The organism is Sphingomonas fuzhouensis (assembly GCF_034659795.1).
GTDB classification, from domain to species: Bacteria; Pseudomonadota; Alphaproteobacteria; order Sphingomonadales; family Sphingomonadaceae; genus Sphingomonas; species Sphingomonas fuzhouensis.
This window is the reverse complement of record NZ_JAXSQY010000002.1, coordinates 585,381-597,676: the sequence shown is the minus strand read 5'-3', so window position 1 is coordinate 597,676 and position 12,296 is coordinate 585,381. Positions and strand designations below refer to the sequence as shown.

The 12,296-nt window shown below is 67.1% G+C and carries 10 protein-coding genes; 6 read left to right on the top strand and 4 right to left on the bottom strand.

Going from position 1 to position 12,296, the window contains the following annotated elements; translation table 11 throughout:
- Positions 1–227: 227 nt before the first annotated feature.
- Complete coding sequence (locus U1H82_RS07200; RefSeq protein ID WP_322964239.1) at positions 228–872, top strand: DUF47 domain-containing protein; 645 nt, start codon at positions 228–230, stop codon at positions 870–872.
- A gap of 10 nt (positions 873–882) precedes the next feature.
- On the top strand, positions 883–1,896 hold the full coding sequence (locus tag U1H82_RS07195) for an inorganic phosphate transporter (RefSeq protein ID WP_322964238.1): 1,014 nt from the start codon (positions 883–885) through the stop codon (positions 1,894–1,896).
- A gap of 281 nt (positions 1,897–2,177) precedes the next feature.
- Here U1H82_RS07195 and U1H82_RS07190 read toward each other — a convergent pair whose 3' ends face one another.
- Genes U1H82_RS07190 through U1H82_RS07180 form a run of 3 tightly spaced genes read right to left on the bottom strand, consistent with a single transcriptional unit; the run spans position 2,178 to position 8,061 of the window.
- Positions 2,178–3,599, bottom strand: coding sequence for an efflux transporter outer membrane subunit (locus tag U1H82_RS07190; RefSeq protein ID WP_322964237.1), 1,422 nt, complete (start codon positions 3,597–3,599; stop codon positions 2,178–2,180).
- On the bottom strand, positions 3,596–6,799 hold the full coding sequence (locus tag U1H82_RS07185; RefSeq protein WP_322964236.1) for an efflux RND transporter permease subunit: 3,204 nt from the start codon (positions 6,797–6,799) through the stop codon (positions 3,596–3,598). The genes U1H82_RS07190 and U1H82_RS07185 overlap by 4 nt, the downstream gene beginning before the upstream one ends.
- Positions 6,799–8,061, bottom strand: coding sequence for an efflux RND transporter periplasmic adaptor subunit (locus tag U1H82_RS07180; RefSeq protein WP_322964235.1), 1,263 nt, complete (start codon positions 8,059–8,061; stop codon positions 6,799–6,801). The genes U1H82_RS07185 and U1H82_RS07180 overlap by 1 nt, the downstream gene beginning before the upstream one ends.
- Positions 8,062–8,318: 257 nt before the next feature.
- Between U1H82_RS07180 and U1H82_RS07175 the strand changes: the two genes are divergently transcribed.
- Positions 8,319–8,474 (top strand): hypothetical protein, encoded by a 156-nt coding sequence (locus tag U1H82_RS07175; RefSeq protein ID WP_322964234.1) that lies wholly within the window; start codon positions 8,319–8,321, stop codon positions 8,472–8,474.
- Positions 8,475–8,495: 21 nt separating this feature from the next.
- Here U1H82_RS07175 and U1H82_RS07170 read toward each other — a convergent pair whose 3' ends face one another.
- Positions 8,496–8,642 (bottom strand): hypothetical protein, encoded by a 147-nt coding sequence (locus tag U1H82_RS07170; protein ID WP_322964233.1) that lies wholly within the window; start codon positions 8,640–8,642, stop codon positions 8,496–8,498.
- A gap of 109 nt (positions 8,643–8,751) precedes the next feature.
- On the opposite strand from U1H82_RS07170, the gene U1H82_RS07165 reads away from it, so the two are divergent.
- From U1H82_RS07165 to U1H82_RS07155, 3 genes are all read left to right on the top strand, one after another.
- Positions 8,752–9,387, top strand: coding sequence for a YoaK family protein (locus tag U1H82_RS07165; protein ID WP_322964232.1), 636 nt, complete (start codon positions 8,752–8,754; stop codon positions 9,385–9,387).
- Positions 9,388–9,479: 92 nt separating this feature from the next.
- Positions 9,480–10,985, top strand: coding sequence for a CoA-acylating methylmalonate-semialdehyde dehydrogenase (locus U1H82_RS07160; RefSeq protein WP_322964231.1), 1,506 nt, complete (start codon positions 9,480–9,482; stop codon positions 10,983–10,985).
- Between the two features lie 132 nt (positions 10,986–11,117).
- Positions 11,118–12,260: an acyl-CoA dehydrogenase family protein gene (locus tag U1H82_RS07155; protein ID WP_322964230.1), complete on the top strand. Its 1,143-nt coding sequence runs from the start codon at positions 11,118–11,120 to the stop codon at positions 12,258–12,260.
- Positions 12,261–12,296: the final 36 nt, after the last annotated feature.

Below are 12,296 nucleotides of genomic sequence, written 5' to 3'. Positions count from 1 at the left end.
CATTGGTCGGGCCCCGGATCGTCGGTCGACAGCGCCGCCGGGAGGGCTGGTGTCACATAGTTGTAACCCGGTTTTGCTTGACGTGATGCCAACGTCTGGTCAGGGGGGCGGCGTTCGTGCCATCCTCGGTTCATGACCTTTTCACGGTCCGGCGTTTCGCCGTGGCCCGATCGGCCATGGCCTGAAGACGTGTACGATATCGGATCACTATCGGGGTTTACCGACTGATGTTCGCCTGGTTCCAACGCCTCCTGCCGAAGACGGGAAATTTCTTCGAGCTGTTCGAGGCGCAAGCCGCCACCATCCTGGCGGGGGCCGAAGCCACTGTCCGGCTGTTCGACACGCAGGGCAATACCGCCGACGAGATCGCCGTGGTCGCCGCGCGCGAGCATGACGCCGACGAGATCACGCGCAATGTGCTGACCTCGGTCCGCTCGACCTTCCTGACGCCGTTCGACCGCGCCGCGATCACCTCGCTGATCGGCTCGCTGGACGACACGATCGACGAGATGCATGCCGCCGCCACCGCGATCGGCCTGTATCGGCTGACCAATTTCGCGCCGGAAATGCGCGAAATGGCGGCGGTCGCGGTCGAGGCCGCGCGCCTGACCGTCGAGGCGATGCCGCTGATGCGCGACGTGGCCCGCAACGGCGACCGCCTGCACGCGCTGACCGAGGAACTGGTCCGGCTGGAGGGTCGCGCCGACGAAATCCATGCGGCAGGCCTGAAGCGCACGCTGGACGAATGTGGCGAGCGCGACACGCTGCGCTTCGTGATCGAGAAGGAAGTGTACAAGCATCTGGAGCGCATCCTCGACGCGTTCGAGGACGTCGCCGACGAGATCGACGGCATCGTCATCGATCACGCCTGAGGCGGCGGCAATGCACGAACTCGCCTTTCCGCTGCTGGCCGGCCTGATCCTGGTCGCGCTGGCGTTCGATTATCTCAACGGCCTGCATGACGCGGCCAATTCGATCGCGACCGTGGTGGCGACCCGACTGTTGTCGCCGGTCGCGGCGGTCGGCTTCGCGGCCTTCTTCAACTTCGCCGCCTATTTCCTGACGGTCGCCTTCCCCAGCCTGCACAAGGTGGCGGAAACCGTCGGCAAGGGCCTGATCGCGCAGGACGTGGTGACGCCCGCCGTCATCTTCGGCGCGCTGGGCGGTGCGATGGCGTGGAACGTCATCACCTGGCTGCGCGGTATCCCCTCGTCGTCCAGCCATGCGCTGGTCGGCGGGTTGGTCGGGGCCGGGATCGCCCATGCGGGCATGGGCGCGGTCCAGTGGGCGGGCCTGAACAAGACGCTGATCGCCATCGTCCTGTCGCCGATGCTGGGCATGATGCTGGCGATGCTGGTCATGCTGCTGAGCAGCTGGGCCTTGCGCCGGTCGACGGCGGGGCAGGCGGAGCGCAGCTTCCGTGCGATGCACCTCGTCTCCTCGGCCGCCTATTCGCTCAGCCACGGTCTGAACGATGCGCAGAAGACGATGGGGATCATCACCGTCCTCCTCTATTCGACCGGCCGTCTGACCGGCCCGTTCGAGGTGCCGCACTGGGTCGCCATCTCCTGCTATGTCGCGATGGCGCTGGGCACGATGACCGGCGGCTGGAAGATCATCGAGACGATGGGCAGCCGCATCACCAAGCTGTCGCAGCACCAGGGGTTCAGCGCCTCGACGGCGGGCTCGATCGTGATCTTCTGTGCCTCGGCGCTGGGGATTCCGGTGTCGACGACGCATACCATCACCGGCTCGATCATCGGCGCGGGCGTGGCGCGGCGCGAGTCCGCGGTGCGCTGGGGCGTGGCGGGCAATGTGGTGATCGCCTGGATCATCACCATCCCCGCCTCCGCCGCGATGGGGGCGGGGTTCTACCTGCTGACCCGGTTGTTCTGATCTGGGGGGAGGGCGACGCGTCCTCCCCTTTTTTTGTGGCGCGTGCCACCTCCGTTCAGCCTAGGCGACGTCGAAGGCCAAGCCGTATTCCTCCCCTGCAAGGGGAGGTGGCAGGCCGCAGGCCTGACGGAGGGGTGTCCCGCTTTGCGAGGGCAGCCGATACTCACCACCGGCGACACCCCTCCACCAGCTTCGCTGGTCCCCCTCCCCTTGCAGGGGAGGAATTGGGTGCGGTCGATTGAATGGAGGATGAGGATGGGTTGTGCCCCACCCCCTTCACATCACGACCCCGTAACCGGCCCCCCGGCGGCCTGGAACAGCGCGACCGTATCGGTCATCCGCGCCGCCTTGGCCTGGATCAGCTGCGACCGCGCCTGCGCGTCCGTCGCGGTGGCGTTGAGCAGTTGTAGAGTGCCCACGTCACCCAGCGCCAGCTGCCGCCGCGCAAAGGTCAGCGCCTGGCCCGCCGCGTTGCTCGCCCGCTGCGCCGCGTCGAGCGCCTGGGCGTCGGTCGACAGGCCGGTCAGCGAGTCCGCGACATTGCCGAACGCCTGGAGCACCGCCGCGCGATACTGCGCCTTTGCCCCCTCCAGCGCCGCTTCGGCCGCCTTTTGCTGGTGGCGCAGCGCGTTCGCGTGGAACAGTGGCTGGGTGATCCCGCCGAGCAATGCCCAGAAGGGATTGCCGCTCTTGAACATGTCGCCGAAATTCTGCGCCGAGCCACCGGCATTGGCCGATAGCTGGATGCTGGGCAGCCGCGCGGCGATGGCCGCGCCGACATCCGCGCCTGCCCCCTGCAACTGTGCGGCCGCCGCCAGCACGTCGGGGCGGCGATGGACCAGCTCGGACGGGACGATCGCGGGCAGTTCGGTGGGCAGGGTCAGCTGCGACAGTTCGGGCAGCGGCGGCAAGGCCGAGCCTGCCGGGCGGCCGATCAGCGTGGCGATGATGGTGCGCTGGGCGGCTTCGGCGCGGACCAGCGGGGGCAGGGCACCCTCGGCCGTGGCGAGCGCGGCCTGCTGCGTTGCCACGTCGGACGCCCCCACCGCGCCCAGCCGCTGGCGCTGTTGCAGCGCACCCAAGATGTCGCGGTTGACCTGGATCGCGGTCTGCGCGGCGGCGACCTGTTCGGCGAGACTCGCCCGCTCGATCAGCGCGGTGACGAGGTTCGCCGCCACCGTCATTCGCGCCGCGTCGAGCTGATGCCGCTCGACCTCGGCCCGCGCGACGGCGGAGCGGACCTGCGCCCGGTTGCCGCCGAACGCATCGACGTCATAGGAGACGCTGACCTGCGCGGTGTGCAGCGTATAGAGCTGCTGGTTCTGGTTGGCGACCGCCGGAGACAGCGCGTTGGACACGCGGGTCCGTTGCGCCTGATAGTTCAGCCCGCCCTGCGGAAACAGCAGCGTGCCGCGCGTCGCCCGCGCCTGTTCCTGCGCCTGGCGCAGCGAGGCTTCCGCCACCGCCACGTCATTATTGTGGGCCAGCGCCTCGGCGACCAGCGCATCGAGCTGGGCGTTGCCGAAGGCGTGCCACCATTCGGGCGCGACATTGGCGGATACCGTCTGCGCCGGGCCGCTGGCCGGCGCGATCACCGGGGCGGGGGCAAGCGGCGGCAGGCTGGCATGCGCGTCCAAATCATGCGGGCCGACCGCGCAGGCGGACACGCAGGCGAGCAGCGGCAGGGTCAGGAAACGCTTCATGCCGGAACCCCAGAGTCGGACGGTTTGTCGGAGGTGGTATCGCCCTGGTCGTCGACCATCGGGTCATGCTTCTTCTTGCGCAGCGCCAGCGGCAGGCGGGTCGAATAGCGACTGATGAGCACCGGCAGGACTAGCAGGATCAGCACGGGCGCGAGCGTCATGCCGCCCACCACGACCAGCGCGAGGGGCTTCTGCACCTGGCTGCCGATGCCGTGCGAGAGGGCGGCGGGCAGCAGGCCGATCGCGGCGACCAGACAGGTCATGACGACGGGGCGCAGGCTGTTCCTGACGGTGGTGGCCAGCGCATTCTCACGCGGGGCCCCTTCGTCGATCGCGTTGTTGAAGGTGGTGACGACCAGGATGCCGTCCATCACCGCGATGCCGAACAAGGCCACGAAGCCGATCGCCGCCGAGATGCTGAACGCCGTGCCGGTCAGCGCCAAGGCCAGCACGCCACCCACGATCGCCATCGGGATCGCGGAGAAGGCGAGCAGGCTGTCGCGCATCGAGCCGAAATTCGCATAGAGCAGCAGCAGGATGAGCACGAGGCTGATCGGCACCACGATCTCCAGCCGCGAGATCGCGTTCTTCAGATTGTCCAGCTCGCCCGCCCATTCCAGGTGATAGCCCGGCGGCAAATGGACATTCTGGTTGATCCGCGCGCGTGCCTCCTCGACCGCGCCGCCCAGATCGCGGCCGCGCACCGAGAATTTGATCGGGATGTAGCGTTCCTGATGCTCGCGATAGATGAACGAGGCGCCGGTGGTCAGCTTGACGTTCGCCACCTCGGACAGCGGCACCTGGATCGTGCCGTTGCCGTCGGGCGCGGGTGCGCCGATCGTGATGTTGCGCACCGATTCCAGTGAGTCGCGCTGCTTGGGCTGCAACCGCACGATGATCGGGAAGTGGCGGTCGGTGCCGGGCTCGTAGAGGTCGGCGGGCGACTGGCCACCGATGGCGGCGGCGACGGTCTGGTTGATGTCGTCGGGGGTCAGGCCATAGCGGGCGGCCTTGGCACGATCGACGTCGATGCGCACGGTCGGCTGGCCCAGAATCTCGAACACGCCGAGATCCTCGATGCCCTTCACCTTCGCCATCTGCGCCTTGATCTGGTTGGCCAGCTTTTCCAGCGTGACCAGATCGGGGCCGAACAGCTTGATCGAATTGGCGCCCTTCACGCCCGAGGCGGCTTCCTCGACATTGTCCTCGATGATCTGAGAGAAGGAGAAGTCGACGCCGGGATATTTCGCCGCCAGCCGCTTCGACAATTCGTCGATCAGCTTCTCCTTGGTCATGCCGTGCGGCCAGGTGTCGAACGGCTTCAACGGCACGAAGAATTCAACGTTGAAGAAGCCGGTCGCATCGGTGCCGTCGTCCGGGCGGCCATGCGCGGACAGGACCGCCGTGGTTTCCGGGTAGGACGCGATGATCTTGCGCACCTCGTTCGTCACCTTCTCGCCCGCCTCCAGGCTGATCGAGGAGGGGAGGGTGGCGCGGATGTACATATTGCCTTCTTCGAGGTGCGGCAGGAACTCGATACCCAGCGAGCGCACGCCGACCACGGCCAGCACCATCATCAGGGCTGCGCCGCCGATCGTCACCACCTTGTTGCGCAGCGCGAAGGACGCGGCGGGTTCGTAGACGCGGCGCAGCTTGCCGACGATGAACGTCTCGGTCTCGGCCAGCTTGTCCGGCAGCAGCAGCGTCGACAGCACCGGTGCGACCGTGAAGGTCGCGAGCAGGCCGCCACTGATCGCATAGGCATAGGTCTTGGCCATCGGGCCGAAGATATGCCCCTCCACGCCGGTCAGGGTGAACAGCGGCAGGAAGCTGGCGATGATGATCGCGGCAGCGAAGAAGATGCCGCGGCTGACCTCGCTGGACGCGCCCAGCACCGCGCCGAAGCGGCTGGCCATGGTGTAATGACCCTTGCCGCTTTCGACCGTCGCCGATCGTTCGACCATGTGTCGGAAGATATTCTCCACCATGATGACGCAGGCATCGACCACTAGGCCGAAGTCGAGCGCACCGACCGACAGCAGGTTCGCACTCTCCCCCTGCAACACCAGGATCAGGATCGCGAAGGCGAGCGCGAAGGGGATGGTCGCCGCCACGATGATCGCCGAGCGCAGATTGCCGAGGAACAGCCACTGCAACGCGAAGATCAGCAGGATGCCCACCACCATGTTTTCCATGACGGTGTGGATGGTCAGGTTGATGAGGTCGGAGCGGTCGTAGATGCGTTCCAGATGGACGCCGGGGGGCAGGACGCCGCTGTCGTTGATGTTGGCGACCTCGGCCTGGACGGCCTTGATCGTCGGCATCGACTGGGCGCCGCGCTGCATCAGGACGATGCCCTGCACGATGTCGTCGTCGTTATTATACCCGGCGATGCCCATGCGCGGGGCGTTGCCGATCTTGACGGTCGCCACGTCCTTGATGAGCACGGGCGCACCGCCCGCCTGGCCGACCAGCACATTCTCGATGGCGTTCGGCGACTGGATCAGGCCGACGCCGCGCACGATCGCGGCCTGTTCGCCGAAGTTGATCGTCTGGCCGCCGACATTGCCGTCGCTCTTCGACAGCGCCGCGAGCACCTGCGCGACCGTCACGCCATGCGCGTTCAGCCGGTTCTGGTCGATCACCACGTCATAGGCGCGCAGCTTGCCGCCCCAGCCGGTCACGTCGATCACGCCCGGAATCCGCTTGAACCGGCGCTGGAGCACCCAGTCCTGCAGCGTCTTCAGGTCCATCACCGAATAGCCCTTGGGCGCGACGATGCGGTAGCGATAGATTTCACCCACCGGCGAGGTCGGCGACAGCGTCGGCTGGGCGCCACCGGCCAGCGGCGGCAGCTGCGACAGGCGGTTGATGACCTGCTGCTTGGCCTGTTCGTTGGTGTAATCGTAGGTGAACTGGATCTTGATGTCGGACAGGCCGAACAGGCTGATCGCGCGGATCGCGGTCATATGCGGGATACCCGCCATCTGGACCTCGATCGGGATGGTGACGTTGCGCTCCATCTCCTCGGCCGACAGGCCTTGGGTCTGGGTGATGACCTCGACCATCGGGGGGACGGGATCGGGATAGGCTTCGATATTGAGGTTGATGAAGCCGATGACGCCCGCGACGATCATCGAAAAGAACAGGCCGACGATCAGCAATCGCTGACGCAGCGCGAAGTCGACGATGCGGTTCATTACTCGCCGAGCCCCGCTTCGTTGACGAACAGCGCGCCCGAGGTGACGATCCGCTCGCCCGGCTTCAGACCCGAGGTGATGGTGACGAGACCATTGGCGGAATCGCCGGTCGTCACGTCGCGCGCGACCAGCAGGCCGTCGGGCCGCTCGATCCAGACGCGCGCGGTGTCGCCCTCATGGATGACGGCGGCGGCGGGGACGCGGATCGCTTCGCCCGCGTTCAGATGCTTGATCGCGAAGCTGGCGAACATCTGCGGCTTCAGCGCCTTGTCGGGGTTGGGGATCGAGGCGCGAACCGGCAGGCGGTGCGTCTCCGGATCGAGCGCAGCGCCGACCAGGTCGATGGTGGCGTGGAAGATGCGGCCCGGCACGGCGGGCGTCGTCACCTCGACCGGATCGCCGACGCGGACATTCTCGGCATCGCTCTCGGCCACCTGCGCGACCAGCCAGACGCGCGAGGGGTCGGTGATGGTCATCACCGGCTTGTCGCCGCCCTGCGAGACATATTGCCCCGGCGCGACATCGCGCGAGGCGACGACGCCGCTGATCGGCGCGACCAGCGTGGTGATGTCATGGATGCCGGTGCCCTGGCCGGAATTCTCCAGCCGGTTGATCTCACCCTGCGACTTGCCGAGGATCGCCAGCTTGTCGCGCGCCGCGCCCAGCGCGGCGGCGGCGGTGCGCGCGGTCGCCTGTGCGGCGGCGAGGTCGGCCTTGGCCTGCTGATAATCCTTCAGCGCGCCGCCTGCGGTCTCATAGATTTGCTGCTGGCGGGCGGCGTTGCGCTGCGCCGCGACCAGCTGCGCCTGCGCGTTCTGATAGGCGGCGCGGGCCGAGAAGAGGCCGGAGCGGGCATCGACGAAATCGCTGGTCTTGATGAGCAGCAGCGGCTGGCCCTGGCGCACCACCTGACCCGCATCGGCCAGCACCCGCACCACCTGCCCCGCATAGGGCATCAGCACCGGGGTCGAACGCGTGCCGTCGGCGGTGATCGCGCCGGTCGCCATGGTCTGTGCACCCGAAGCGCCCAGGCCGACGCGCATCGTAGGCATCGCGTCCAACTGCTCCTTGGACAGGCGCAGCGTGCCGGGCGGCGGCGGCGGGGGCGGCGTTTCCTCCTTGTGCGTCAGCTTGCCGATGACCGTGAACAGGACCAGTGCCCCGATCAGCACGGCGGCGGCGATCCCGACCCAGCGCCATTGCTGTGCGGAGGAGAGGCGGCGGGTTTCAGGTAGCGTTGCGTCGGCGGGATTGACGTGCATCGGTGTCTTTCGGCGCAAGAAGGCGGATATTACCCGGCCGATAGGGGCAAATCCCTGACGCACCCCTTACGGGTTCCTTACGAGGCGTTCATAATCCGGCGCATCGACGAGGCCTGACGATCGAGCGGCAATCCATAACGCACCACATTTCAAGACCTTGAGGCGGAGCGTCAGGTCATGACCATGTTGTCACTGTCGAGGAACAAAAATCACGGTTCGTCGTTGGAATCCAACGGCTCGACACAGGAGGGGTAATCATGGCCAGTCATATGCCACCGCCACGGATTTCGGACATGCCGCGGGAGGAGCGACTGGACGCCCTGTATCGCCGTGCGGCCGAGGATCGTGCCCGCTATATGGCGATGCGTGCGCGCAAGCCGGGCCTGATCGACCGGCTGCTCCACCTCTTCTGATTATAGGCCCGGGTCGCGCGGTCAGGGACGCGTGCGACGCCGGGGCGCGGGCCTGACGCGCAGCCGCTTTTCGCGCCGCATGTCGCTATGGCCGATCGCGATCATGATGATGACGAGCGAGGACAGCGCCGAGACGGTCAACCAGATTTCCACCAGCGCGCCCGCCATGCCGTCTCCCCTATTCCGAACCGCGCCAACGCGCGCCCCGGCGATCCGATCCGTGGGGCCGAGAATATCATTTGGCCGCGCGCCGCGTCGCGGGATATAGCCCGGCGTCATGATCCGATCCGATCGCCGTTCCTGGCCGCTGGCCGTCTGGCTGGCTCTGTTGTCCGGCTATGTCGATGCGATCGGCTTTCTTCAGCTGGGCGGCTATTTCGTCTCGTTCATGAGCGGCAACGGCACGATGCTGGCGGTGCGGCTGGCCGCGCCGGATGTGCATGTCTCGGGCGCGGTCGAGGTGCTGGCAATGCTGCTGGCGCTGTTCGTGACCGGGGTCGCCGGGGGCACGCTGATCCGGCTGGCGCTGCCGCGGGTGGGGCAGGTCGCGGTGCTGGTGCTGGTCGCGCTGCTGTTGGGGACGGTCGCCATCTGGGGCGTGCGCGTCGCCCCGGCGATGGTGCTGGCGATGGGCGCGGCCAACGCCACCTTCGAGCGTGATGGCGAGGTCAGCATCGGCGTCACCTATATGACCGGCACGCTGGTCAAGATCGGCCAGCATCTGGCGCAGGCCATTGCCGGGCGACAGCGCTGGGCCTGGCTGCCCTATCTGATGCTGTGGTCCGGATTTCTGGTCGGGGCGGGGCTGGGGGCGCTGGCCTTTCCGATCTGGGGGCTGGCCTCGCTGGTCGCGGCGGTGGCGGCGGCGCTGATCGCGGCGGTGGCGGCCTGGCGGCTCTGTCCGGCGGCCTGACGCCTTTTTGGGCGACCCATCTTGGATTTCACGCCCGAGCAATATAATTACAAGCATAGGAGTCGGGCATCAGACCCGGATCAGGAGAGCTTATGCGTGTGATCGACCATCTGGTCGCTGGCGGACAGACCGCGACCGACGCCCAAACCGCCCGGCATGGCGATGTCTTCGACCCCAATAGCGGCCAGGTCCAGGCGCGGGTGCCGTTGGGCGATGCCGCCCTGCTGGAGCACGCCGTCGCCGCTGCCAGGGCCGCGCAACCCGGCTGGGCCGCGACCAATCCGCAGCGTCGCGCGCGGGTGATGTTCCGCTTCAAGGAACTGGTCGAGCAGAATATGGACGCGCTCGCGCATCTGCTCTCCTCCGAACATGGCAAGGTGATCGCCGATGCCAAGGGCGATATCCAGCGCGGGCTGGAGGTGATCGAGTTCGCCTGCGGCATCCCTCATGCGCTGAAGGGCGAATATACCCAAGGCGCCGGGCCGGGCATCGACGTTTATTCGATGCGCATGCCGCTGGGCATCGGCGCGGGGATCACCCCGTTCAACTTCCCCGCGATGATCCCGATGTGGATGTTCGGCGTCGCCATCGCCTGCGGCAACGCCTTCATCCTGAAGCCCTCCGAGCGTGACCCCTCGGTCCCGGTCCGCCTGGCCGAGCTGATGCGCGAAGCGGGCGCGCCCGAGGGCATCCTTCAGGTCGTGCACGGCGACAAGGCGATGGTCGACGCGATTCTCGACCATCCGGCGATCAGCGCGGTCAGCTTCGTCGGCTCGTCCGACATCGCGCATTATGTGTACCGGCGCGGGGTCGAGGCGGGCAAGCGCGTCCAGGCGATGGGCGGGGCGAAGAACCACGGTATCGTCATGCCCGACGCCGACCTCGACCAGGTGGTCGCCGACCTGTCGGGCGCGGCCTTCGGCTCGGCGGGCGAGCGGTGCATGGCGTTGCCCGTCGTCGTGCCGGTCGGCGACAAGACGGCGGATGCTTTGCGCGAAAAGCTGATCCCGGCGATCGACGCGTTGCGGGTCGGCGTGTCGACCGACGCGCAGGCGCATTACGGCCCGGTCGTCAACGCCGCGCACAAAAGCCGCGTGGAGGATTGGATTCAAACCGGCGTGGACGAAGGCGCCGAGCTGGTCGTCGACGGACGCGGCTTCAAACTGCAAGGCTATGAGGAAGGCTTTTTCATCGGCCCGTCGCTGTTCGACCGGGTCACCCCGAACATGCAGAGCTACAAGGAAGAGATTTTCGGCCCCGTCCTCCAGATCGTCCGTGCGCCCGATTTCGAGACGGCGGTGCGTCTGCCAAGTGAGCACCAGTATGGCAATGGCGTCGCGATCTTCACCCGCAACGGCCACGCCGCGCGGGAATTCGCCGCACGGGTCGAGGTGGGCATGGTCGGCATCAACGTGCCGATCCCGGTGCCGGTCGCGTATCACAGCTTCGGCGGCTGGAAGCGCTCGGCCTTTGGTGACGTGAACCAGCACGGCATGGAGGGCGTCCGCTTCTGGACCAAGGTGAAGACGGTGACGCAACGCTGGCCCGATGGCGCGCCCGATGGCGGCAATGCCTTCGTCATCCCGACCATGGGCTGAACCTTGGCACGCCCCTCCCGCAAGCGGGAGGGGATGGGGGAGGGCAGGCCCCAGACGATGGTCTCGGTGAGACTCCTTGCCCTCCCCAAACCCCTCCCGCCTGCGGGAGGGGCTTAAGAGATGGAAGACCCGATGACCCAATTCGACCTGACCGACGAGCAGCGCGAAATCCAGGAACTGGCGCGCCGCTTCACCGCCGACCGCATCACGCCCTTCGCGGCCGAGTGGGACGAGAAGCACATCTTCCCGCGCGACACGATCAAGGAAGCCGCCGAACTCGGCTTCGCCGCGATCTACGTCTCGGAGGAATCGGGCGGCATCGCGCTGGGGCGGCTGGAGGCGGCGCTCATCATGGAGGCGATGGCCTATGGCTGTCCCTCGACCTCGGCGTTCATCTCGATCCACAACATGGCGTCGTGGATGATCGACCGCTTCGGGGACGCGGACGTGAAGGGTCGTTATCTGCCCGACCTCGTTACCATGGCGCGCATGGCGAGCTATTGCCTGACCGAGCCGGGATCGGGCTCCGACGCCGCGGCGCTCAAGACCCGCGCGGTGCGCGACGGCGACCATTATGTCGTCTCGGGATCGAAGCAGTTCATCTCGGGCGGCGGCGAGAATGAGGTCTATGTCACCATGGTCCGCACCGGGGAGGACGGCCCCAAAGGCATTTCCTGTCTGGTGATCGACAAGGACACCCCCGGCGTCTCCTTCGGTGCGAACGAGCGCAAGCTGGGCTGGCATTCGCAGCCGACGCGGCAGGTGATGTTCGACAATGTCCGCGTGCCGGTGGCCAACCGACTGGGTGCCGAGGGCGAGGGGTTCCGCATCGCGATGATGGGGCTGGACGGCGGGCGGCTGAACATCGGCGCCTGCTCGCTGGGCGGGGCGCAACGCTGCCTGGACGAGGCGGTCGCCTATGTGAAGGACCGCCGCCAGTTCGGCAAGGCGATCGCCGAGTTCCAGAATACCCAGTTCACCCTGGCCGACATGGCGACCGAGCTGGAGGCGGCGCGCGCGCTGCTCTACCTCGCCGCCGCCAAGGTGACGGCGGGTGCGCCGGACAGGACTCGCTTCGCCGCCATGGCCAAGCGGCTCGCGACCGATACCGGATCGTCGGTGGTCGACCGCGCGCTTCAACTGCATGGCGGTTACGGTTATCTGATGGACTATCCGATCGAGCGTTTCTGGCGTGACCTGCGCGTGCATTCGATCCTGGAGGGCACGAACCAGGTGATGCGGATGATCGTCGGGCGGGACTTATTGAAGGACTGACGTTCCCTCCAGACGCAACCACCCCGGCGAAGGCCG